Source organism: Streptomyces achromogenes (genome assembly GCF_030816715.1).
Lineage (GTDB): Bacteria > Actinomycetota > Actinomycetes > Streptomycetales > Streptomycetaceae > Streptomyces > Streptomyces achromogenes_A.
In genome coordinates this window covers 8,229,472-8,252,314 of the sequence record NZ_JAUSYH010000001.1, presented here as the reverse complement: position 1 = coordinate 8,252,314, position 22,843 = coordinate 8,229,472, and the positions used below count along the sequence as shown (strand labels likewise).

At 72.5% G+C, this 22,843-nt stretch carries 20 protein-coding genes; 10 read left to right on the top strand and 10 right to left on the bottom strand.

The genetic code is table 11. The annotated features are described in order from the left end of the window. The 4 genes from QF032_RS36305 to QF032_RS36290 all read right to left on the bottom strand — a co-directional run bounded on the left by QF032_RS36305 (nucleotide 1) and on the right by QF032_RS36290 (nucleotide 4,664). Nucleotides 1-903: a carbohydrate ABC transporter permease gene (locus tag QF032_RS36305; protein WP_307048582.1), complete on the bottom strand. Its 903-nt coding sequence runs from the start codon at nucleotides 901-903 to the stop codon at nucleotides 1-3. Then, nucleotides 900-1,811 (bottom strand): carbohydrate ABC transporter permease, encoded by a 912-nt coding sequence (locus QF032_RS36300; RefSeq protein WP_307048580.1) that lies wholly within the window; start codon nucleotides 1,809-1,811, stop codon nucleotides 900-902. The genes QF032_RS36305 and QF032_RS36300 overlap by 4 nt, the downstream gene beginning before the upstream one ends. 123 nt (nucleotides 1,812-1,934) lie before the next feature. Next, entirely contained in the window at nucleotides 1,935-3,257 is a 1,323-nt protein-coding gene (locus QF032_RS36295) for an ABC transporter substrate-binding protein (protein WP_307048578.1), read from the bottom strand. 273 nt (nucleotides 3,258-3,530) lie between these two features. After that, nucleotides 3,531-4,664, bottom strand: a complete 1,134-nt coding sequence (locus tag QF032_RS36290; RefSeq protein WP_373430511.1) for an ROK family transcriptional regulator — start codon at nucleotides 4,662-4,664, stop codon at nucleotides 3,531-3,533. Nucleotides 4,665-4,988: 324 nt separating this feature from the next. Between QF032_RS36290 and QF032_RS36285 the strand changes: the two genes are divergently transcribed. From QF032_RS36285 to QF032_RS36265, 5 genes are all read left to right on the top strand, one after another. Beyond that, the gene (locus QF032_RS36285) at nucleotides 4,989-5,897 is read left to right on the top strand and encodes an N-acetylglucosamine kinase (RefSeq protein WP_307048575.1); all 909 of its coding nucleotides are present in this window, start codon (nucleotides 4,989-4,991) and stop codon (nucleotides 5,895-5,897) included. Between the two features lie 191 nt (nucleotides 5,898-6,088). Next, nucleotides 6,089-8,005, top strand: a complete 1,917-nt coding sequence (locus tag QF032_RS36280; protein ID WP_307048573.1) for a phosphatase PAP2 family protein — start codon at nucleotides 6,089-6,091, stop codon at nucleotides 8,003-8,005. A gap of 544 nt (nucleotides 8,006-8,549) precedes the next feature. Continuing rightward, nucleotides 8,550-9,494, top strand: coding sequence for a MurR/RpiR family transcriptional regulator (locus tag QF032_RS36275; protein ID WP_307048571.1), 945 nt, complete (start codon nucleotides 8,550-8,552; stop codon nucleotides 9,492-9,494). Between the two features lie 305 nt (nucleotides 9,495-9,799). Then, the gene (locus QF032_RS36270; protein ID WP_173985727.1) at nucleotides 9,800-10,180 is read left to right on the top strand and encodes a hypothetical protein; all 381 of its coding nucleotides are present in this window, start codon (nucleotides 9,800-9,802) and stop codon (nucleotides 10,178-10,180) included. Between the two features lie 148 nt (nucleotides 10,181-10,328). After that, nucleotides 10,329-12,665, top strand: coding sequence for a SpoIIE family protein phosphatase (locus QF032_RS36265; RefSeq protein WP_307060504.1), 2,337 nt, complete (start codon nucleotides 10,329-10,331; stop codon nucleotides 12,663-12,665). A gap of 106 nt (nucleotides 12,666-12,771) precedes the next feature. On the opposite strand, the gene QF032_RS36260 is transcribed toward QF032_RS36265, so the two are convergent. Further along, nucleotides 12,772-13,530 (bottom strand): peptidoglycan-binding domain-containing protein, encoded by a 759-nt coding sequence (locus tag QF032_RS36260; protein WP_307059406.1) that lies wholly within the window; start codon nucleotides 13,528-13,530, stop codon nucleotides 12,772-12,774. Between the two features lie 172 nt (nucleotides 13,531-13,702). Then, nucleotides 13,703-14,536: a hypothetical protein gene (locus QF032_RS36255; RefSeq protein WP_307048567.1), complete on the bottom strand. Its 834-nt coding sequence runs from the start codon at nucleotides 14,534-14,536 to the stop codon at nucleotides 13,703-13,705. A 168-nt stretch (nucleotides 14,537-14,704) separates the two neighbouring features. Here QF032_RS36255 and QF032_RS36250 point away from each other — a divergent pair, with 168 nt between their 5' ends. The 3 genes from QF032_RS36250 to QF032_RS36240 all read left to right on the top strand — a co-directional run bounded on the left by QF032_RS36250 (nucleotide 14,705) and on the right by QF032_RS36240 (nucleotide 16,944). After that, nucleotides 14,705-15,553, top strand: a complete 849-nt coding sequence (locus QF032_RS36250; RefSeq protein ID WP_306946218.1) for a bifunctional methylenetetrahydrofolate dehydrogenase/methenyltetrahydrofolate cyclohydrolase — start codon at nucleotides 14,705-14,707, stop codon at nucleotides 15,551-15,553. A gap of 80 nt (nucleotides 15,554-15,633) precedes the next feature. Then, on the top strand, nucleotides 15,634-16,389 hold the full coding sequence (locus tag QF032_RS36245) for a TetR family transcriptional regulator (protein ID WP_307059404.1): 756 nt from the start codon (nucleotides 15,634-15,636) through the stop codon (nucleotides 16,387-16,389). A 141-nt stretch (nucleotides 16,390-16,530) separates the two neighbouring features. Continuing rightward, nucleotides 16,531-16,944, top strand: a complete 414-nt coding sequence (locus QF032_RS36240; protein ID WP_307048562.1) for a Zn-ribbon domain-containing OB-fold protein — start codon at nucleotides 16,531-16,533, stop codon at nucleotides 16,942-16,944. 106 nt (nucleotides 16,945-17,050) lie between these two features. On the opposite strand, the gene QF032_RS36235 is transcribed toward QF032_RS36240, so the two are convergent. Beyond that, the gene (locus QF032_RS36235; protein ID WP_306946220.1) at nucleotides 17,051-17,431 is read right to left on the bottom strand and encodes a PPOX class F420-dependent oxidoreductase; all 381 of its coding nucleotides are present in this window, start codon (nucleotides 17,429-17,431) and stop codon (nucleotides 17,051-17,053) included. Nucleotides 17,432-17,513: 82 nt separating this feature from the next. Then, nucleotides 17,514-18,695 carry a MalY/PatB family protein gene (locus QF032_RS36230; protein ID WP_307048560.1) on the bottom strand — a complete coding sequence of 394 codons (1,182 nt, stop codon included), beginning with the start codon at nucleotides 18,693-18,695 and terminating at the stop codon, nucleotides 17,514-17,516. 39 nt (nucleotides 18,696-18,734) lie between these two features. Here QF032_RS36230 and QF032_RS36225 point away from each other — a divergent pair, with 39 nt between their 5' ends. Together QF032_RS36225 and QF032_RS36220 are read left to right on the top strand one after the other, a co-directional pair. Beyond that, on the top strand, nucleotides 18,735-19,775 hold the full coding sequence (locus QF032_RS36225) for a hypothetical protein (protein ID WP_307059403.1): 1,041 nt from the start codon (nucleotides 18,735-18,737) through the stop codon (nucleotides 19,773-19,775). A gap of 318 nt (nucleotides 19,776-20,093) precedes the next feature. Next, nucleotides 20,094-21,491: a S1 family peptidase gene (locus QF032_RS36220; protein ID WP_306946223.1), complete on the top strand. Its 1,398-nt coding sequence runs from the start codon at nucleotides 20,094-20,096 to the stop codon at nucleotides 21,489-21,491. Nucleotides 21,492-21,654: 163 nt separating this feature from the next. Here QF032_RS36220 and QF032_RS36215 read toward each other — a convergent pair whose 3' ends face one another. Together QF032_RS36215 and QF032_RS36210 are read right to left on the bottom strand one after the other, a co-directional pair. Further along, nucleotides 21,655-21,825: a hypothetical protein gene (locus tag QF032_RS36215; protein WP_107445596.1), complete on the bottom strand. Its 171-nt coding sequence runs from the start codon at nucleotides 21,823-21,825 to the stop codon at nucleotides 21,655-21,657. Between the two features lie 189 nt (nucleotides 21,826-22,014). Beyond that, nucleotides 22,015-22,710, bottom strand: coding sequence for a L,D-transpeptidase family protein (locus tag QF032_RS36210; protein ID WP_306946226.1), 696 nt, complete (start codon nucleotides 22,708-22,710; stop codon nucleotides 22,015-22,017). Nucleotides 22,711-22,843 lie beyond the last annotated feature (133 nt).

Genomic DNA, 22,843 nt, shown 5'->3' with positions numbered 1-22,843 from the left:
TCAGTCCTTCAGTCCGGCGTTGATGTCGGCGCCCATGACGTAGCGCTGGAAGACGAGGAAGACGAGGATCAGGGGGATCATGGAGATCACCGAGGCGCCGAGCAGTACCGACCAGTTGATGTTCTGTGCGCCGACGATGCTCTGGATGCCGATCTGCACGGTGAACTTGTTGGGGTCGTTCAGCATCAGCAGCGGCCAGATGTAGTCGTTCCACCGCCACTGGAAGGACAGGATGGCGAGGGTCAGCATGATGGGCCGGGAGAGCGGCACCATGATCCGCAGGAAGATCGACAGTTCGCGGGCGCCGTCGATGCGTGCGGCTTCCACGAGTTCGTCGGGAACCGTCAGGAAGAACTGGCGGAACATGAAGCATCCGGTCGCGGTGAGCACGGCCGGGAGGATGATGCCGGCGAACGAGTTGTACAGGCCGAGGTTGCGGACGACCAGGAACTCGGGGGCGAGCATGACCTCGGACGGCAGCATCGTGGTGGCCAGGATGCAGAGGAAGAACGCCTTGAGCCACCGGTTGTCGTACTTGGCCAGCGCGTACCCGGTGCAGCAGCTGACGCCCACCGTGAGGATCGTCGTGATCACACACACGATGGCCGTGTTGATGAAGTACTGGGAGAAGTTGGCGCTCTCCCACGCCGTCTTGAAACCCGACAGGGTGGGGTTGTGCGGGACCAGCGTCAGTGGATAGGAGAACAGGTCGCTGGCCGGCTTGAGGGAGCTGAGGACGAACCACAGCACCGGCAGCCCGTACAGGCACGCCATGATCCACAGCAGTGTCGTCGCGGACACCGCCTGACGGAGTCCGCCGCTGCCCGCGCCGCGGGACCGCTTCTTGGAGACGGTCCGTCCCGGACCAGCGGCGACCGGGCGGGGGATCTCTGTGGTCTTCATCGGTTCTCCACCCGTCGGTTGACGATCAGCTGGATGATCGCGACGGCCATCAGGATGAGCATGAGCACGAACGACGCGGCGCTCGCGTAGCCGATCTGGCCCCGTTTGAAGCCGGTCTCGTAGATGTACTGGACGAGCAGGTTGTTGGAGGTGCCGGGGCCGCCGTTGTTGAGGGCGACGAACACCGGGTATTCCTTCATCGCGTTGATCGTGTTGAGCAGGATGACGATGAACGAGGTGGGCGCGATGCTCGGCAGCGTGATGCTGATGAACTGGCGCCACGGGCCGGCGCCGTCGAGCGCGGCCGCCTCGTAGTACGACACCGGCACGTTCTTGATCGCCGCGATGAACAGCAGCATCGAGAAGCCGGTCCAGGCCCAGGACGCCGCCATCACGACCACGATGAGCGACAGGTCGGCGTTCGACTGCCACGGGACGGCGCTTCCGCCGAACTGCTCGATGAGGTAGTTGACGAGTCCGAAGTTCTCGCCGAACAGCCACCGCCACAGGACGCCCACCACGATGGGCGACAGCAGCCAGGGGATGAAGAAGACGACGCGGGCCACCGACGCGCCCTTGGCGTGCTTGTTCACCACCAGGTTGGCGGCGAGCAGCGAGAGCCCGAAGTTCAGCGGGACGAAGAGCACGGCGTACAGCAGCGTCCGGGTCAGCGCGTCGTAGAAGGTGGAGTCCCCGACCAGGTGGTGGTAGTTGTCCAGTCCGACGAACTGGAACACCCCCACGCCCGTGTAGTTCGTGAAGGAGTAGATGAGCCCGAGCACCGCCGGCCAGACGAAGAACAGCGAGAAGAGCACGACATTGGCCGCGATGAGGACGAGCGGCGCAAGGATGTACTTGCTGCGTCTCCTGGGCGGGCTCGCGGACACGTCCGAGGCGCGTTTTGTCATCTTCCTGACTCCGTGCTGGTGGAAGGGATTCCTGTGGGCTCACGCCGTGAGCCCGGCATCACGTGGGCGCCCAGGGCCGGGCGGCGGTGTCTCGGTCCCGCCACCCGGCCCTGTGGCCCACGATCAGCCGCCGACCTGCTGGTTGTAGCCGGCCACGATGTTCTCCAGGGCCTTGTCGGCCGTCTGCTGACCGTTGATCGCCTTGCCGAGCTCCGTCTTGGTCGGGTCCTCGGTGAGGCTCTTGCCCTTCAGCACCCAGTTCGTCTGCGCGCCGTTGAAGTAGCCGGAGATCGGGGCGTAGAGCGGGATCGACTCGTTGTAGAGCTTGAACGCCGCCTGCGCCGCCTCGGAGGTGAAGGGGTACTTGGGGTTCAGACCGCTCTCGACCGGCAGGAACCCGGACGCCTCGCACAGCGTGCGGTAGTGGTCCGGCTCGTACAGCCAGGACATGAACTTCGTGGCGGCGGTGGCCGCGGCGCCGTTGTTGTTGAAGCCCACCATCAGGCCGCCGCTGTTGACGTCGCTGGCCTGCACCGGCTGGGCCGGGGTCGGGACGCTCGCCCACTCGAACTTCTTGATGCTTTCGGCGAAGGAGGCGACCTGCCACACACCGGACCAGTAGGCGACCACGTCACCGCTCTGGAACATGGCCGACGGGTCGGCGCCGCTGGTCCACACCGACTTCGGCATGGTCTTGTCGTCGTTCAGGCCGACGAAGTAGTTCACGGCCTTCTTGGTCGCCTCGTCCGCCGAGAACTTGCCCGAGTCGTCCGCGTGGACGTACTTCCCGCCCATCTCGTACACCATGGCGCGCAGTCGGGACGGCGACTGGTCGAAGGTCAGGGAGTACTTGGCGTTGGTCTTCTCACGGACCGTGTCCGCCGCCTTGATGAAGTCGGTCCAGGTCCAGGTCTTCTGGGGCGAGGTCGGGAAGGCGACGCCGGCCTTCTCGAAGAGCGACTTGTTGATGTACAGGCCGGACGCGGTGACGTCGGAGGGGATGGCCAGCACCTTCCCCGACGAGTCCTTGGCGATGAAGTTGGCGTTGATCTTGTTGGTCTTGTTGTTGGCGATGGAGCTGAGGTCGATCAGCTTGCCCGACCAGATCGGGTCCAGCGCCGGCACGGCCGCCACGTCGGGCAGGGAGTTCGCCTGCGCGGCGCTCTTCAGCTTCGTCGCGTAGCCGTCGTAGGGGATGTTGACGAGCTTGACGTCGACGCCGGCTTCCTTCTTGTACTGCGCCACCAGCTTCTTCCAGCCGGCGTCCTGCCCCGGAACGGTGGAGATCCAGAACGTCAGCGACTTGGAGTTCCCGCCCGAGTCGCCGTCCGACCCGCAGGCGGAGAGCAACAGGGCACCTGCCGTGGCAACGGCAGCGAGGGGAACCAGGCGGCGTATGCCGCCGAGGCCGAGTCGGCGGGAGCGCCGCACACCCACACTGGTCATCTTCGATCCCTTTTCGTCGTAGGGGACGGAGCACGGCGCCGAACGAGGCGGCACGGGTGCAGTTTGCAGGAAAGTTGCTTTCCGAGGGTGCGGCCTCGCCCGGCCGCATCGCCTTGACGGGTGGGATCCCCGGCCATGAGGGCCGTCGTCGCACAAGCGCGCCCTCGTGCGGCTGCCGTACTTCGCGTACCGGCGGGATGCTCAACCCAAGCCGACGTCCCGGCCGACTTAGAAAGCGCTTGTCCGGACATTGGCAGACCGAGTCCGAAGCCGTCAATCCTTGGGCCGCGCGGCCTGGGTCACGGTTTGGACTCCCCGGGCGACCGCGAGCCGTGCGGCGCCCGCGACGGTGCCGGAATCGCCGACCGTGCTGCTGACCACCTCGGTGGGCCAGCTCAGTCGTGCCAGCTCGGCCCGCACACCGGGCAGGAGCTGCGGATCCGCACCGGTGCTGCCGCCGAGCACGATGAGCCCGGGGTCCAGTACGGCGGTCACCGCGGCGGCGAGCCGGCCCACGTCCGCAGCGTGCCGGCCGACGATCTCGCCCGCCGTGGCCGTGCCCGCCCCGGCGAGGGCGAACAGCCGCTCGGTGGTGCGCGGACAGGGCCCGTCCGCGGCCTCCCAGGCCTCCCTGGCCCTGCGCAGCAGCGAGCGGGCGCCGATGTACTCCTCCAGGGCCTCCTGGCGCGGCTCACGGCCGTCGTCCCAGGGATAGGGCAGCCGCGCGAGCTCGCCGGCGGCTCCGTTCGAGCCGCGCAGCACCTGCCCCCCGACCACGATGCCGAGACCGATGCCCACGCCGATCCGCAGATAGCCGAAGGTGTGCCGGCCCCGGGCGGCTCCCTCGTGCAGTTCCGCGAGCGCCGCGCAGTTGACGTTGTTCTCCAGCTGGACGGGCACGCCCTGGGGCAGCGCGACCGCCATGGCGTCGAAGGCGGGTCCGGCCTTGGCGGTCGCGGGCCGCATGCCGCTGCCCAGCCGGTCCCGCGCGGCCACGTCGCCGACGGCGACCACGATGGAGCGCAGCGGCACGCCCTCGGGCAGCACGCCGAGCGCCTCGCGCACGGCGTCCGCGGCGTCCTTGCGGGAGGCGGTGGCCTCGGCGAGCAGCGCGCCGTCCAGGGCACAGCCCCTGACCCGGGTGACGGCCGGGCCGAGATCGACGGCCAGCACCGCGCCCGCGGCCGGGCCCAGGCAGTAGACGGCGGCGGAGCGACCGGTGCCGCTGGAGGCGGTGCCGGAGTGCGTGGCGAGCCGGGCGGCCTCGAGCTCCGCCACGGCGGAGGACACCGTCGGTTTGGACAGTCCGGCAAGGCTCGCGAGCTGCGGCCGGGTCGCACTGCCCGCCTGGGCCAGCACGGCGAACACGGCGCCGGCGCTCTCGGTCAGGCGGGGGGCTTCCAGCACGTCGAGTTCCACAGTTTCCCCCACACGGGTACAGGGCCGCGCGCGCCGGACGAGATCGTCTCGGCGGGCTGCGGCGATGGGATGCACCGACGTCGCGCGTTCCCGCCCCGTGCGGCCCGGCCGGGCCGCACGGTGGTCGAGTGCGCGATTCCTCTTGACGCACTGTACTTCGTTAGTTAACTTCCTAACGAACTTCACGGTACTCGCCTGCCGTGCTTCGTCAGAGGCCCGTCCCGGGGCTTCCCTAGTTCCTCCATGCCTGTTCCCTCGGTCACGGTTCGCCCGCCGTCGCAGCCCGTCAAGCGCATCGACGAAAGAGGATCCGTGCAGGACTCTCCCCCTTCGAGCCCCCTCGTGGTCGGCGTCGACGTGGGCGGCACCAAGACGCATGTGCGCGCGCTCGCGGGCGACCACGTCGTGGTCGACCACGTGCGCGCCAGCAGCGGCTGGCGGCCGCACGACCCGGCGGCCGCCGCGCACTGGCTGGTCGCCCTCCTCCGTGAGGCGCTGCCGGCGGGCGCGCGTCCCGCCGCGCTCGCCGTGGGGGCGCACGCCTGCGAGACCCCTCTCCAGTGCGCGCGGATCCGCGTCGCGCTCCAGGAACTTCTCGGCGCGCCCGCGCACCTCGTGGGCGACGCCGAGTTGCTCGTTCCGGCCGCGGGTCTGGACAAGGGCGTCGGCCTCGTGGCCGGCACCGGCTCGGTCGCGGTGGGACGGCTGCCCGACGGCGCCCCGGTCCAGGTGGGCGGCTGGGGCGCGGTCCTCGGCGACGAGGGCGGCGCCGCCGGTCTCGTCCGGGAGGCCGCCCGGGCAGTCTGGGCCGCGCACGACCGGGGCGACGCCCCCGACGCCCTCGCACACGGCCTGATCTCCTCCTTCGGCGTGCCGGAGGTCCCGGCGCTCGGCGCCGCGCTGGAGAGCGCGGCCGACGTCTCCGCCGAGTGGGGGCGGCACGCTCCCGTCGTCTTCGCGGCCGCCGCCGACGGTTCCGCACTCGCCCGGTCGGTGATCGCCGGGGCCGGCGAGGACCTCGCGTCGCTCGTCGCACGGCTCGCGGCGCGCGGGGTCGTGGTCGACGACGTGGTCGTGGCGGGCGGCACGGTGCTCGGGCAGCCCGCCCTGTACGAGGCGTTCGCCGACGCACTCGGGGCCGCGGTGCCGGGAGCGCGGCCGCAGCCGCTCACCGTGCCGCCGGTCGAGGGCGCGGTGGCGCTGGCGCGCTCGCTGCTGTGAGTCACCGCCGGCACGTTCACCCGCAGGACACGCACCGGTCGCCGGGCCCTCGCGAAAACGACACGACCCGGCCGTAGATCTTCGCTCAGACGCGTCTCCCGGCTCACGGGGCGTCGCAAGACCCTCGGACCGCAGTCGCGCACCCCCTCCCTCGGGCCCCTCGGCCGAGGCCACTCCAGGAAGGCACATCCATGCCGTCACCCGCCGGGCTCAGCTCTCCCTCGGCCGTGAACAGAAGGCGTTTCCTCAAGTTCTCCGTGGGCGGGTCGGCGGCCCTGGTGGCCGCCCCGACGCTGGCCTCGTGGCTGGCCGCCGCGGACGCCAAGGCCGCCACCGCTGCGCTGCCGTTCGTCGACGACTACAAGACGAACGTCATGGCGAACCTCACGCCCGAGACCAACGCGGTGGTCCGCGCCCTCGGCGGCTTCGCGAAGGTGTGGAAGACCGGCGGCGCCTGGAACACCGGCACGCCGCTGCGGCCCGACATCCTGCGCGCCAACGTGCGCTACTGCGTCGCGGTCACCCGGGCCCGCACGGAGGCGCAGGGCAGGGAGGCCTTCGTCTACGACCGCCAGCACCAGAGCTACTCGACGATCGCCGGCCTCGGCCCCCTGGCGGATCTCTACAAGGCCGGAGCCAAGGCCGTCACGTCGATCACCGCAGCCCCGGACGGCGTCCCCGCCACCAAGATCGACGACGCCGTGCCGGCCGACGCGCCCGCCGGCTCCGCGCTCGGCGCCGGTTCGTACGCCTCCGACCTCGGGCTGGTCGCCAAGCTCGTCGACACGGTGCGCGGCCCGTTCGCCTCCGGCAACCCCGGCAAGTACGCCTTCCAGTACCCGCGGCCGTGGCGCATGAACGAGAACAGCGAGGTCGTCGACACCGGGAAGACCGACGCGCTCGGCTTCCCCGTCTACGACTCCCAGGTGGTCGTCGTGCCGCAGCTGCTGCGCCAGCGCAGCAGCTCGCCGACGGACGACGGCGGATTCCCGAGCGGTCACACCAACGCATTCCACCTGGCGTCGCTGGCGTACGCGTACGCCGTCCCGGAGCGCTTCCAGGAGCTGGTGACGCGCGCCCTGCAGCTGAGCCACACCCGGATCGTGTCCGGCATGCACTCCACCGTCGACGTCCTCGGCGGCCGCATCATGGCCACCGCCCTCGCCGCCGCCACGCTCGCCGACCCGGCCAACGCCGAGCTCAAGGCGGCCGCCCGCGCCCAGGCACTGGCCTACTTCACCGAGAAGACCGGCACGACCGCCGACACCCTGTTCGCCTACGCGCACTCCGACGCCGACGACGAGTACGCCGACCGCGAGGCCAACGCCCGCGCCGTCGCGCCCCGGCTGACCTACGTCCTCCCCAGGGAGGGCCGCAAGGAGCCGCTGACGGTGCCCAAGGGCGCGGAGGTGCTGCTGGAGACCCGGCAGCCGTACCTCACCGCGGCCCAGCGCCGGGAGGTGCTGCGCACGACCGCGCTGCCCTCCGGGTACGTGATGCTGGACGGCTTCGAGCAGTGGGGCCGGCTCAACCTGTTCGCGGCCGCGGACGGTTACGGCGCCTTCGACCGCGACGTCACGGTCACCCTGGACGCCGCCAAGGGCGGCTTCCAGGCTGCCGACGCCTGGCGCAACGACATCGCGGGCGAGGGCGGTCTGACCAAGCGCGGTTCCGGCACGCTCACCCTCACCGGGCACAACCGCTACCACGGCGGCACCGTCGTCGAGGCGGGCGTGCTCGTGGCCGGGCACGCCAACGCCCTCGGTCAGGGCGACGTGCGGCTCACCGGCGGCACGCTGCGCGCGGGCGAGCCGGTGCGGGTGTGCGGCGCGTGGGCCCAGGGAGCCGGCGCGGTGCTGGATCTGACGCTTCGCGGGCACCACGGTCCGGCCCTGACGGTCTCCGGGCGGGTGCGCCTCGACCGGGGCTCGGTGCTGTCGCTGCGTCTCGACGCCGACCGGCCGCCGGCCGCGGGGACCACCGTGCCGGTGATCGCCGCGTCGGCGCTGCGCGGCCAGTTCGACCGCGTCGAGCTGGACTGCGCTCACCTGCGGGCCGTACCGGTGTACACCGCGCACGGCCTGTCGGTACGCCTGCTGAGGCGGTAACCCCGTCACGGCGGCCCCGGGCCGACCCGGTGCGGGCCCGTGGCCGGTCTCGGTGCCGGCCCGAGTCCGGGGCCGCCGCTCGGGCCGGGTCGGCTCTCGGTCCGGCATCACCTTCGGGACCGATGAGGGCGCGCCCGGGGCGCGGGCCGGCCGGCGGTACGGCCGGGCCCCGGGCGGGCGGAGGCGACGCGGGCCCCGGGCTGCCGGCGGCGACGCCGGACCCGGGCGGCCGGTGACCGCGTCAGGTCGCCGGCCGAAGACAACCTCGGACCCCGAGCGGCCGGTAACCACACCAGGCCCCCGGCGGCCGAAGACAACCTCGGGCTCCGGGCGGCCGTAGGCGACGCCGGACCCGGGCGGCCGGTGACCGCGCCCGGTTCCGGGCGCCGACAATCCCCCCGGGCTCCGAGCGGCCGGTGACCGCGTCAGGTCCGGGACGCGCCGTACCGGCGGTAAGGCACGATCACCGGGGGTGCGGGGGAGGCGTCCTCGCCCGCTTTCGGCCCTCCCTTGCCGGGCGGGTCCCTGAGCTATGTTGAGCCTCGTGGAAGACAAAGGAGGCGCACCGGCGCCATCGCCGCAGCAGGCACGCGCACAGGCATCCGCGATCACCTCGGGCAGAACCGGGCCGGAGACGGAGGTGTCCCCGACCTCCCGGCTGCGGGCGCTCTTCGACGGGCCTCAACTCTCCCCGGGACAACGGCGTATCGCCCAGTATCTGATCGAGCACATCACCGAGGCCGCGTTCCTGTCGATCACCGACCTCGCGGACCGGGTCGGCGTCAGTCAGCCCTCGGTGACACGGTTCGCCGCGGCGGTGGGCTTCAGCGGGTACCCCGCGCTGCGGGAGAGGCTCCAGTCGATCGCACTCGGCGCGCTGGCCGGCGGCCAGGCGGCGGAGGTGAACCGCAGCAACGAACTGCAGGCGGCGGTCGACGCGGAGATCGAGAACCTGGAGAACCTGCGGCGCGACTTCGCCGACCCCGACCATGTCATCGACGTCGGCCGGCAGCTCTCCCAGTCGACGCCGCTGACCATCCTCGGGCTGCGCATCTCCGCCTCGCTGGCCGAGTACTTCGCCTATGCCGCCCGCCGCGTCCACCCGGACGTGCGGCTGGTGACCCGGGGCGGCAGCGTCGCGTACGACGCGCTGCTGCAGTCCCGGGAGGCGGGCGGGACCTGGGTGCTGGCGTTCTCGATGCCCCGGCACGCGCAGGAGACCCTGACCGCCGTGCGGGTCGCGCGCAGCGCCGGCCTCAAGGTCGCGCTGATCACCGACCTCGCGCTGGGGCCGGTGGCCGACGAGGCCGACGCCACCTTCGCCACCGGCACGGGCTCCCGTCTGGTCTTCGACTCGTACGCCGCGCCGGGCGTGATGGCCGCGGCGCTGCTCCAGGCGATGACCGACGCCGGCCCCGAGCGCACCCAGGCACGGCTCGAGGAATACGAGCAGATCGCCGAGCAGCACCAGTTCTTCCTCCGGGAATGACCGTTTCATCCAGGACCACCCCCCTCCCACAGGCAAGACCAAAGGCATCATTGTGGGCATTTCACGCATGAATGTTTTCATACGTCTTGCAAAGCCGTCGGCATATATAAATACTGCTCACGGCCGCACCCGCCCGCGAAGGGCTCCTGTACGGGCACCCGAAGACCGCCGTCCCCTACCCACGTCGGCGCTCGGGGTGCTCGGGGCATCGCTAGCGCGAGCGCCCTAGGCGGCCCCGGTCATCCCCTGGACCGGGGCCGCCCCGAACCGTCGGACCACCGTCACGACGCCACATACCGGAAGCGATGATCATGACTCTGACGACGACGCGCATCAGCTCGGACTGGCCGTGCCAGGTCAAGACGCCCGGCAGCTACGACTGGGAGCGCTCGGCCGCCAAGTGGCTGCGTGAGCTCGTGCCCGCGCGGTACGCGAGTTACCCCGCCCTGCTGCGCCACCCGGTGCTGCTCGCCCGTCACGCGCAGATCCAGGTCCAGAACGAGGTCCGGGTCGCCCGCACCGCTCTGCAGACCGCTCGCGCCGACCTCCCCCGGCTCGGACTGGCCGAGTCCGTCATCGAGCACACCATCAAGATGTACGCGGCCGAGGTCATGCAGCTCCAGCACATCGCCCGCAGCGTCCGCGCCGTCACCCAGGCCCTGACGGAGCACAACGCCGGGCGCTGAGCGCGACGTCGCGACCGATGTCCGCGCAGGCCACAGAGCCTGGCAGGAGGGTTGCCGCAAGGCCTCGGTCCGATCCGCGCCCATGTGCCATGCTCAAGGCGTGACGAGCGAACCCGCCCTGCCCGCGGAGTCCGGCGGCGTCCCCGACATGGCGGCGCTGACCCGCGTCGTGGCCCGCCAGCGCGCCGAGATGGACCGGCTGCAGGACCTCGCGGCCACCGCGGCCGTGCTGGAGCGTGCCAAGGGCGCGCTGATGGCACAGCGCGGCTGCACCCCCGACGCCGCCCAGGAGGAACTGCACCTGAGAGCGCAGGCCGCGCGGCGGACGCTGCTGGAGGAGTGCTGGATCACCCTCGGCGCCCTCGCCGCACCGCCGCACACCGAGCCCACGGCGCCCTCCGCCGACTCACCGGAGCGGCAGAGCCCGCCGCAGCCGGCCGGCGACGAGATCGACGCCGCGGCCCTCGGCCGGCTCAGCCGGGCCCTGGTCCGGGTCGGCGGCTCGCAGGATCTCGCCCGCCGGCTCCTGGACCACCTCGCCCCGGACGTGGGCGCCGACGCCGTCATGATCTACGCGCGGCTGCCGGGCGGCGGGCTCGAACTCGTGGGGCACGCCGGGATCGACGAGACGCTGGCCGACCAGTGGGGCCGGGTGCCGCCGCTGAGCGGGATCCCCGCTCGCGACGCCCTCGAGTCCGGCCGGCCGTGCTGGCTGGAGGACGTCGACAAGGACGCGCAGCGGCATCTGCTGATCGGCGATCCGCCCCGGCGCTGGCCGACCCGGGCCTGGCTGCCGGTGGTCACCGGGGCGTCGGCCGACGTCGCGCTGGGCATCCTGCGCCGCCGTGAGGGTCCCTTCACCCCGCGCGTGCGGGAACATCTGCTGGCCGTCGCCCAGCTCTGCGCGGGCCCGCTGCGCACGTTCGACGCCCGCCCGCCCGCCGCCGGGGGCGGGGGCGGCGCGGAGGCCGTGCAGACGATGTTCGACCGGCTGCCGGTCTCCGCGGTGCTCCTCTCGCCCGTGCGTTCCGCGTCGGGGCAGGTCGAGGACTTCCGCGTCGACGCCGCCACCCGGATGACGTCCGACGCCAGCGGGCGCAGCGGGCGCGAGCTGGTCGGTCTGCGCTTCCTGGAGTGCTGGCCGGAGATGTCCGGCGAACCGCTGTGGCAGGGCTGCCTGCGGACACTGGCGGGCGAAGAGCCCTTCGAGGGCGAGCCGTTCGCCCTGCAGCAGATGATCGCCGGGTTCGGCGAGCTGTCCACCTACTCGGCGCGGGCGGCGCGGCTGGGCGAGGGACTGGTGGTCAGCTGGGTCCGCCACGACCCCTCCGACCGGCAGGAGCAACGGCTGGCGGACGTGCAGCGGCTGGGCAACCTCGGCTGGGCCACCTGGAACCTGGCGACGGGCGAGGGGGACTGGTCCTCCCAGGTCTTCGCCATCCTCGAACGCGACCCCGCCCTGGGCGTCGTCCCGCTTTCGAGTCTGCCGGGGCTCGCCCTGCCCGAGGACGTGCCGGTACTGGCCCGCTCCGTCGGGGAGCTGGTGCGCCACGGGCGGCCATGCGACGTGCCGTTCCGGATCGTCACCCGGGAGGGCGTCCGTCATCTGCGGATGGTCGCGGAGGCCGTGCCGGACGCCGAGGGCACGCCCGTCGAGGTGCACGGCTTCGTGCAGGACCTCACCGCACAGCGCAGTGCCGAACTCGCCCTCGTCGCCAGCGAGCGGGCGATGCTCACCCAGCACGGCGTGCTGCAGGCCGAACGCACGGCCGCCGCCCGTCTGCAGGAGGCGCTGCTCCCGCTGCCGAAGCAGCCCGTGCGGCTGGCCGGACTGCGGGTGGACATCGCGTACCTGCCCGCGCAGTCGGACCTCAGCGTCGGCGGTGACTGGTTCAGCGCCATCGAACTGCCCGACGGGGACGCCCTGTTCGTGGTGGGCGACGTGGCGGGGCACGGTCTGGGCGCCGTCGCCGCGATGGCGCTGCTGCGGTTCACCGCCAAGGGCATGATCATCACGGGGTCGTCGCTGACCGGGGCGCTCAGCCGGCTCAACGCCCTGCTGCTGCACTCCCGCGATCCGCACGGCTCGGCGACCATGGTGCTGGCCCGCTACAACCCGCGCGAGCACCGGCTCGTCTGGGCGCAGGCCGGCCATCCCCCGCCGCTGCTGCTGCGGGGCGGCGAGGCGCGCTACCTCGAGCGCCCGTACGGCATGCTCCTCGGTGCGACCGACGCGCCCCGCTACGAGGAGGCGGACGTCCTGCTGGAACCCGGCGACCGGCTGCTGCTGTACACCGACGGGCTGGTCGAACGGCCCACGGAGAGCATCGACCGGGGCCTGGAACGGCTCGCCCGGGCCGCCGCCCGACGCGGTCCGGCCGGTCCGGCGCCGCTGGAGCGGCTGCTCGGCGCGGTGCTGGAGCCCGACGGCCGCGACGACGTGTGCGTCCTCGACATCCGGCTGCCGAGGGACGGCGAGCGCTAGCACCGGCCGCTTCCCGCCCCGCCCGGGACAGCTTCCCACCCCGCCCGGCGCGCACCTCTCCGTCGCCCGGTCATCCCCGCCCGGCGCGCACCGGTCCGTCGCCCGGTCATCCGGTGGCGGCCGACGCGGTCCGGGACTCCAGGTCGCGGCGGGTGTCGTCGCCGTACACGCCGGTCTCGTCGCCGCGGATTCCGTACCAGAGCTGGAAACGGGCCACGGCCTCGGTGAGCACGCTGCCGTAGCGGCCGTCGGTGGGGCCGTGGTCGTAGACGTTCGGGATCCTCAGCAGACGCCGCTGGAGATCGGTCACCCGGGGGCCGCTGTCGCCCTCCCGGAGGGTGCCCGCGCCGTCGGGATCGGCGGACGCGCTCGCGTCGGCGGTCGGCGTGGGAGCGGACGCGGGTGGTTGCGCCCCGCCGGCGGCTCGGCCGTCGCGGCCGGGCAGGAGCAGTGCGCAGGCGAAGCCGAGGAGCGCGGCCGCGAGCACGGCGACGGCGGCGACCGCGACGCGGGACGGCCCGTCGGCCCGGCGGGGCGCGGTCCGGGCGGGGGCCCGTCCAGGGGCGGTCCGGGCGGCGCCGCCGGGGGCCGTGCGCGGGGCCGGCCGGACCCCGCGCACGGGTGGCGGCCCGGGTGCGCGCCGGGCACGCGCGCCGACGGCCGGCGGCGGGGGCAGTTCCCTGGTCTCGGCCTCGTCGCCCGGGGCCCTGCCAGGGAGCGGAACGGCCTCGTGGCCGTCGGCGGCGTCCTCGGTCATCTCGCGGAACAGTTCCGCGAGGGCGTCGGTGTTGCGCGGCCTCAGGACCCGGATGGGCTCCAGGACCTGGCGGTCGTGCGGCTGTCCGGGTTCCTCCGGTGTCGGCACCTGGTCTCCCTCCCGTGGGTCCCCCGGGAGGGATACGGGCGCAGGTGCCGCCGGGTTCACCGGCGCCCCGCCCGACGCGGCCCGCCGCCCGGACCGCTCCGCGCGGAAGGGCGGGGCCAGGGCCCTTCCGGCGGATCTCCGCGGCGCCCCACCGGGATCCGTCGGAAAAGCCCTAGTGGGCGAGGAAGTGGCGCAGGGAGCGGGTCGTCGCGGCGACGAAGGAGTCCCGCCCGTCCTCGTCGAGGGCGTCCAGGGAGAGGTAGGGGTTGAGGTCCTCCAGCTCCACCAGCAGCAGTTCGCCGTCCCGGGTGCGGCAGGCGTCGACGCGCTGGATGCCGTGCGCGAGACCGTTCCAGTCGACGAAGCGGTGGGCGAACTCCAGGTCCCGCACGGTGGGCCGGTACGGCTCGAGCTCCCAGCGGCGGTCGGGGCGCGGGGCGTACAGGGCGTACTGGAAGTCGTGGTCGACGTAGTAGAAGGAGACCTCGTGGACGAAGTCGACGCACGGCTGCAGGAGGAGCGAGCCGTCGGCGACGGCGGCGGCCGGCAGAGCGTCGGCCGCGACGACCCGCAGACCTGACGAGTCGGCGCCGAGTTTGGGCTTGACGACGTACCGCTCGGCCTCGGGCAGCCGGTGCAGGTCCTCGGCGCGGTCGACGGTGGGTATCACCGGGAAGCCCTCGGCGCCGAGGTCGAGGAGGTACTGCTTGCCGGCCATGTCGGCGCGGCCGGTGAGCGGGTTGTAGACGCGCACCCCGTCGCGCAGCGCGTGCTCCCGGAAGGCCTCGTACTGCGCCCGGTAGCCCATGACCGGTCCGCTGTTGCGGACGACGACGCCGTCGAAGGCGTGCATCAGCGCGGTCGCGTCCAGCGGATGGCACAGGGCGAGGTCGAAGTCCGCGCGCAGACGGGAGGAGAGGAAGACGTCCTCGTCGCCGTAGCGGCGCCCACGGGCCGGGTAGGCCAGGTCGGTGACGTAGAGGAGACGGGGGCGGGCGGCGGGCATGCGAGGTCTCCCGGTGGGCGGCGGAGCGGTGCGCAAAGATTACGTCAGCGAAAGTGCGGCCGACCTGGCGGTACGGCTGCGGCGGGCGGGACTCGTGGGTGCCGGCGGACGATGGGGTCGTACGATGACAGGACCGTCGTTCTTATCTCCTGAAGGGCTCGCGATCCCGTGACCACCGCAACACTTCTCGACGGCAAGGCCGCCGCGGCCGACATCAAGAGCGAACTCGCCCTGCGCGTACAGGCGTTGAAGGAACGCGGTGTCATCCCCGGGCTCGGCACGATCCTCGTCGGCGACGACGCGGGCAGCCGTTCCTACGTGGGCGGCAAGCACCGTGACTGCGCCCAGGTCGGCATCGCCTCGATCCGGGTGGAGCTGCCCGCCGACGCCTCCCAGGCCGACGTGGAGGCCGCCGTGCTCCGGCTGAACGCCGATCCGGCGTGCACCGGGTTCATCGTGCAGCTCCCGCTCCCCGCCCACATCGACACCCACGCGGTGCTGGAGCTGATCGACCCGGTCAAGGACGCCGACGGCCTGCACCCGACGAACCTGGGCCGGCTGGTGCTGGGCATCCCGGGCCCGCTGCCCTGCACCCCGCGCGGCATCATCGACCTGCTGCGCCGCAACCACGTGGAGATCACGGGGCAGCAGTTCTGCGTGATCGGCTGCGGCGTCACCGTGGGCCGGCCGCTGGGCCTGATGCTGACCCGCGCCACCGAGCACGCCACCGTGACCCTGTGCCACGAGGCCACGCAGGACACGGCCGCGCACGCCCGCGAGGCGGACGTGGTGGTGGCCGCGGCGGGTGTGGCCCACATGGTCCGCCCCGACTGGATCAAGCCGGGTGCGACCGTGCTGTCCGTGGGCCTCACGCGCACCGTCGAGGGCATCCTCGGCGACGTCCACCCGGACGTGAGCGACGTCGCCGGCTCCTTCGCGCCGCCGATCGGCGGCGTCGGGCCGATGACGCGGGCCATGCTGCTCACCAATGTGGTCGAGGCGGCGGAGCGGCTCTGACCGACACCGATCCGGCACTCCGTTCCCTGTAAGAGGGAACCGAGTGCCATCGGCGTGGTTCAGGTGTTACGTTCCCGTCCATGAGCGCGACTGACAAGGCGCAGCCCAAGCCGCCCATGCGGGACTCCCTGGTCGCGGCGGCCTTCCGGCTGTTCCTGGAGCGCGGGTACGAACAGACCACCGTCGACGACATCGTGGCGCTCGCGGGGGTCGGCCGGCGGTCCTTCTTCCGCTACTTCCCCTCCAAGGAGGACGTGGTCTTCCCCGACCACGAGCGGTGCCTGGCCGACATGACCGCCTTCCTCGCCGCGAGCGACGAGCGGCACGAGCCGGTGCGACGCGTCTGCGACGCCGCCCGGCTCGTCCTGCTGATGTACGCGGAGAACCCCTCCTTCTCCGTACAGCGCTACCGGCTCACCAAGCAGGTCCCCGGGCTGCGCGCGTACGAGCTGTCGGTGGTCTGGCGTTACGAGCGCGCCCTGGCCGAGTACCTGCGCGGCCGTCTCACCGGACGCACGCACGGCACCCTGCACGCCGACGTCATCGCGGCCGCGGTGGTGGCCGCGCACAACAACGCCCTGCGCTCCTGGCTGCGTTCGGACGGCCGGGGTGACGCGACGGCGACGGTGGACCACGCCCTCGGCTTCGTGCAGTCGGCCTTCGGCACTCCCCCCGCCCCCGCTGCCGCCCCCGCCCCCGCCCCCGCCTCCGCGGCGCTGTCGCCCGCCGCCGAGCACCCGGAGGACGTCGTGGTGGTGGTCGCCCGGCGCGGAACGCCGCTGTGGCGTGTGGTCCGGGAGATCGAGACGAGGCTCGAGCCGGACCGGAACCCCTGAGATCAGGGTACGCAGTGCCTTTACCTGTGACACTGAGTGCCATACGCTGTGGCCGTGCACGGCGGCACGGTCGACCGGGCACGTGCGTGCACGGGTGAACCGCGCACGTGGATTCCGGCCGAGTGCAGGGAGTTGACCCGCGTGTACCACCCCTCAGGAACCGCCGTACAGCAGACCGTCCGCTCCACGGCGGGCGTCCTCGACCGTCCGCGCGCCGACGGCGACACCATCCTCTTCCAGCGCTGCACCTGGTGCGCCACCACGATGTACCACCGGCTGCTGTGTCCGGTGTGCCAGGGCAGCGATCTGCGCACCGAGCGCAGCGAGGGCGCCGGAACGGTCCGTCACGCCACGGTCGTGCACCGCAACACCCCGGCCGCGCGCAATGTGTCGCTGGTCGAGATGGCCGAGGGGTTCGTCGTGCGCGGCAGGGTCATGGGACCGCTCGTCGGCATCCACAGCGGCGCCCGCGTCCGGCTGTCCACGGCGCAGGACCCGGTGCGCGGGGAGCCGGTCTTCCAGCTGCTCGACGAGCCGTACCGCGCCTGGCACTGAGCGCCGCGCGCGAGTGGTGGACGCGCCGCGCACCGACCCCGACGGCCGGAGAGGGCCCGGACAGCCCTACGGTCCGCACCCCCTCCCCCGCCGCGTCCTCGTCCGCTCACAGCGTGATGCGGATGCCCACCGTCCCGTCCAGCCCCCGGCGCAGCCGGCTGCCCAGCAGGGTGAGCCGGCCGAGGACGCCGTACTTGCGGGCGAGCAGCGTGCGGTAGCGGGCGGTGGTCCGCGCGTCACAGATCTCGGCGGTGGCCGGGATCTGGTCGCCGGTCGGGTTGCCCCGTACGTCGCACGGGCCGACGAGGACGTCGCCGCGCGCTCTGATGCGCTTCACCTTCCAGGCGTCGGCGGCCGACCAGGCCCCGAGCGCGTCGCCGTCGCGCACCACCCACACGGGGGTGGCGACCGGCGTCCCGTTCTTGCGGTAGCTGGTGATCAGCAGATACTTTCCCGCCGCCAGCCGGTCGAGCGACTTGTCGTCCATGGCCGCAGTCTAGGCACCCGCGCCCGCTCATCACCCCGGCGGCTCCCGCGGGACGGTCCGCCGCCGACGGTGATGACCGGCCTCAGCGCACGGCGGCGCGGGCCATCCTCCGCACCCCCTCGGTGAGGATCTCCGGCGAGGTGGCCAGATTCAGCCGCACGTGCCCGGCTCCGCCCGTGCCGAAGTCCGGTCCGGGGCTGAGAGCCACCCGGCCCCGCTCCAGGAAGACCGCGGCCGGATCGTCCCCGAGCCCCAGGGCCCGGCAGTCGAGCCAGGCAAGGTAGGTCGCCCCGCCCGGCCGGTACCCGACGCCGGGCAGGTGCTCGGCGAGGAGAGCGGTGAGCAGACGGCGGTTGTCGTCGAGGCCGGCGAGCAGCGCGTCCAGCCAGGCCGTGCCCTCGGACAAGGCCGCGGTGTGCGCGAGGACGCCGACATGGCTCGGCCCGTGGCCGACCTCCTCGGGCATCCGGGCGAGGTCGGCCGCCGCGTCGGGGCCCGCGATCGCCAGGGCCGCCTTGAGCCCGGCCAGGTTCCAGCCCTTCGAGGCCGACATCAGCGACAGACCGTTCTGTGCGCCCGGGACGGCGAGGTAGGGCACGAAGTCGCCGTCCGGGGCAGCGAGCGGGGCGTGGATCTCGTCGGCGACCACCCGTACGCCGTAGCGGTCGGCGAGCGCGGCGACGGCGGCCAGTTCCCGGGCCGTGTGCACGGTGCCGGTCGGGTTGTGCGGGCTGCACAGCAGGTGGGCGGCGCGCCCGCCGCCCGCGACGGCCCGCCGGTAGGCCTGCTCCAGCACGTCGAGGTCGAGCCGGCCGTCCGCGCCGAGGGGCGCCTCGGCGATGCGCCGGTCCATATGCGCGACGAACGCGAAGAACGGCGGATACACCGGCGGGTTGACCACCACGGCGTCGCCGGGTGCGGTCACCAGCTTCAGCATCTCGACGACGCCCAGCATCACGTCCGGTACGATCGCCGTCCGCTCGACCGCGAGCCCGTCCCAGCCCCAGCGCTTGGCGGCGAACTCGGCCAGCGCCCGCGCATAGGCCGTGCCCGACGGATAGCCGGTGTCGCCGAGCGTGAGGGCCCGCGTCACCGCGCGGACGACCGGCTCGGCGAGCGGCACGTCCATCTCGGCGACCCACAGCGGCAGGACGTCAGAAGGATGGGTCCGCCACTTCATGCTCGTGCGGCGGCGCAGCAGATCGAGAGTGAGGGCGTTCAGCGGATTCGGTTCACCTGGCGTCTCGTGCGGGATGCTGGTCATGGGCACAAGATAGGGGGCCGTGGTGTGACCTGGGATCACGTGAACGGGACAGTCGCGGCGGACGCCGCGGGCATCCGGGAGATCGCCTGCGACGAATCGGGCTCGGACGGCGAGAACCTCACCGGCGGCAACACGGATGTGTTCGCCCACGCCAGTGTGCTGCTGTCGGCCGCATCCGCCGCCGGGCACGTACAGGAGATCCGCGACCGGATCCGTTCGCCCGCGGAGGAGTACAAGGCGAACCATCTGCTCCGGGAGAAACACCGGGCCGTCCTGGAGTGGCTGCTCTCGCCGTCGGGGCCGCTGCACGGGCGTGCCCACGTGCACCTGGTGGAGAAACCCTTCTACATCGTGGACCGGGCCGTCGACCTGCTGCTGGACGATCCCGGGGCGGCCGTCTCCCTTTTCGCGGAAGGACGGCGGACGTTCACCGGGGAGGAGTGGACGTCGTTCCTGGAGGCGGCGAACCACCTGCTGTGGGTGCGTCACGACGAGCCGCCTGACACGCCGCACACGCCCGTGGCGCGCTTCTTCCACCTGGTCGACACCCTGCGCGGCCGGCATCCGGGGACACCGGCGGCGGACGTTCTCGGGCGGCTCTCGAAGGAACGCCCGCGCGCCCTGTCCTACCGCGCCGGAATCCAGGACGGTCCGTTCGTGCTCGCCCCGGTCCTCAATCCACTGCTCCCTTCGATCCTGCACACCGCGGCCCACTGGAGCGACGGCGGGCGTCCGGTCCGGCTCGCGCACGACCGCCAGAACATGCTCACCCCGGAGCGGATCGCCTGGATCGAGGGCGAGGCGCGGCGACGCGGCATCCGGCTCGCGGGGCTCCGGCTGGTCGTCTCGCGGTTCGACGCCCGGGTGCAGCTCGCCGACTTCCTGGCCGGCATCGCCCGCCGCATCGCCTCGGACGAGCTCAACGGCCGCGGCGACCCGGCGCTCTCCGCGCTGCTGCGGCCGTACACCGGCGCGGCGGCCGTGTGGGGCGACGAGCGGAGCTGGGCACGGCTGGGACCGGCCCGGGAATCGGGGGGACCGTCCGCTCCGGTCGACTCCCGCGCCCAGGGTCTTTCGTAGGCGGACGGTCCCGCAGTCCCGGGAGGTCACGTCGCTCCCGTACACCCGGAGATCCGGCCGGTCCGGCGGCCCCGGGGGCGCTGCGGTCGGGTGCGACGCGCCGCTTCCCACCGGTGGGCGTGAGGCGCCGGCAGCGGGACGCGAACGCACGAGGCCGCGGGTCTTCGCTCGGTCGGCGCGCGGTTGCCGGCCGCGATCACTTCCGGCGGCCGGCGGCTGAACACTCCCGGGTTTTCGCGCGTATGGAGGTGAGGGTGCTCAACGACCGGAGGGCCCCGCGGTGTTGAGTCCGCGCGTTCAGGGTTTCGGGAGCCAGGCATGAGGCACGTACGACGACGGACCGTCCGGCGAGTGACACGGCTGGCGGCGGTCGGCGGACTTCTCCTGGGAGGAGCCATGGTCACGCAGGCCGCCATGGCGAGCGAGCCGCCCGGCACGGCGGCGGTTCCGCGCAGCGCCGCGGAGTCCGTCGTCACGAACCCGGGGGCGGCGCTCGTCGAGAAGTTCGGCGCCGCGCGCACGGCCGGCACCTGGCTCGACTCCGAGGGGCGACCCGTCGTCGGCGTCACCGACGAGAAGACGGCCGAGGCCGTGCGGGCGGCGGGCGCCGTCGCGAAGGTCGTGTCGCACAGCATGAACGAGCTCAAGTCGGCCACGGCGGCGCTGCGTTCGGCTCCGCGGGTGGCCGGCACGGCGTGGGTGATGGACTACCGGTCCAACCAGATCGTCGTGCAGGGCGACAGCACCGTGTCGTCCTCGGACTGGTCGAAGCTGACGCGGACGGCCGGCGGTATCGGCAGCTTCGTCCGCATGGAGCGCACCACCGGCACGTTCACCACCCGGATCAACGGGGCACAGCCCATCCTGTCGACCGGCGGACGCTGTTCGGCCGGCTTCAACGTGACCAACGGGACCAGCGACTTCATCCTCACCGCCGGGCACTGCGGCCCCACCGGGTCGACCTGGTTCGCCGACAACCAGGCCAAGCAGCAGGTGGGCCAGACGGTCAACTCCAATTTCCCCGGCAGCGACTTCTCGCTGGTGCAGTACGCGAGCGGCAAGGCGGGGGCGAGCGCCGACGTGGTCGCCATCGGCAACGGCAACGGGGTACGGATCACGGGCACGGGCGACGCGGCCGTGGGCCAGCGGGTGTTCCGCAGCGGCAGCACCAGCGGACTGCGCGACGGGGAGGTGACCGGCCTGGACGCGACGGTGAACTACCCGGAGGGCACGGTCGGCGGGCTCATCGAGACGAACGTGTGCGCCGAACCGGGCGACAGCGGCGGCCCGATGTTCTCCGAGGGCATCGCCCTCGGCATCACCTCGGGCGGCAGCGGCGACTGCAAGACCGGCGGCCAGACGTTCTTCCAGCCGGTGGGCGACGCGCTGAACCAGCTGGGCGTCCAGCTGATTGTGGCGGCGCCGTCCGGCAACGGCCAGGGCGGGGCGCCCGCCTCGTCCGCCGAGCCCGCGCCGGCCGCCACCAACACCCAGTCGGCGGCCTCCCCGGGTTCGGCCTCGCCGGGCTCGACCACCCCGGTGACCGGTGGCGGCGAAACCGCCACCCTCGCCTCCCGGCTCACCGACCCGAAGAACATCGGCCCCGGTCTGCTGGTCCTGGCGGGCAGCATGGTCGCCCTGGTCGCGACCCGGTACATCCGCGCCGAACAGGACCGCAAGGCCTATCAGCGGTACTACTCGGCGACCTGGGGATGACCCGGCCGGGCGCCGACGCAGGCTCCGCCGGACACGGCGGAGCCCCCCGGCTCGGACGAAGTCCTGAGCGGGGGGCGGTGAGACCGGGAGGCGCGGGTCAGCCGGGGGGCCAGGAGCGCCGGTGCGTGGACGGAAGCGGGGCGGCCCGGTGGTCGGGAGGCGGTCAGGCCGCTTCGACGGGCTGCGGTGCGGCGGCCCACTCGAGGACGAGCCGCTGGTACTCCTCACGCTGCTCGACGCTCAGTGTCCCGCCGGACCGGAGCCACAGGGCCCTGATCTCCTCGTTGACCTCCGCGGCCGATCGCTCGGAGAGGGTTCCAACAGTGGTGGACATGGTGTGAATCTTACGGCGTCCGAGGTGAAGGCCGCGTGAGTCATCACGAATGAATCAGACATATCGGACGTGTTACTGATCACGTCCATCTGTCAACCCCCGCGGCACGGTTCAGCCCTCCGCTGAGCCCGGCGCCGGGACCCAGAGCGCCGGTCGCGCCGCGCCGCGTGACGCGGCGCGGCCCCCGGCTCAGGTGCCCGGCTTGCGCCCGTACACGAAGACGTCGTCGCCGTTCTTCAGCAGCGACCAGTACTTCTTGGCGGTCGTGCTCGTCATGTTCACGCAGCCATGGGAGCCCGGCGGGTTCCACATGCTGACGCCGACCGAGTGGAAGGCCTGGCCGCCGTCGAAGAACTGGCTGTAGGGCATGGGCACGTTATAGATGGTCGACACGTGGTCGATGTGCCGCCAGTAGATCTTCTTCAGACCCGTGCGGGTCTCGTAGCCGTTACGGCCGGTGCGGACCGGGACCGGTCCGTAGACCAGCCTGCTGCCGTCCTGGATCCAGCTGATCTGGAGGGTGAGGTTGACGCAGGCGATACGGCCCTTGTTGGTGGGGCACTTGCCCGCCTTGTTGGGCTTGTTGCCCACCGCCTTCTGCTTGTTCATGAGGTCCATCACGCCCCATGTGACGGGCCCCGCGTAGCCGATGTTCGGCGTGATGCCGTGCTTGTTCTGGAAAGCCCGGATCGCCGAGCAGTCGGCGCCCGACTGCTTGCCGTCCACGGGCCGCCCGAGGAACTTCTCCACCTGCTTCTGGTACGGCCCGGCCGACGTCGTGCAACTCGCGGCCTGGGCCGGCGCCGCGCCCAACGCGAGCGTCAACGGCGCGACCAGCCCGGTGATCCCGAGCACGACCGCCCCTCGTCTGCGTATGTCCCCCATGACCTGCCCTCTCCCTGCCACTGTTCCCGCGTTTTCGTCAACGTAGACCGGCCGGCGGGGGCCGTGGTTGTGGTAGGCACCGGTCTGTGACGAAACAGTGAACTTCCGGACCGTCAGATCAAGTGAAATGATC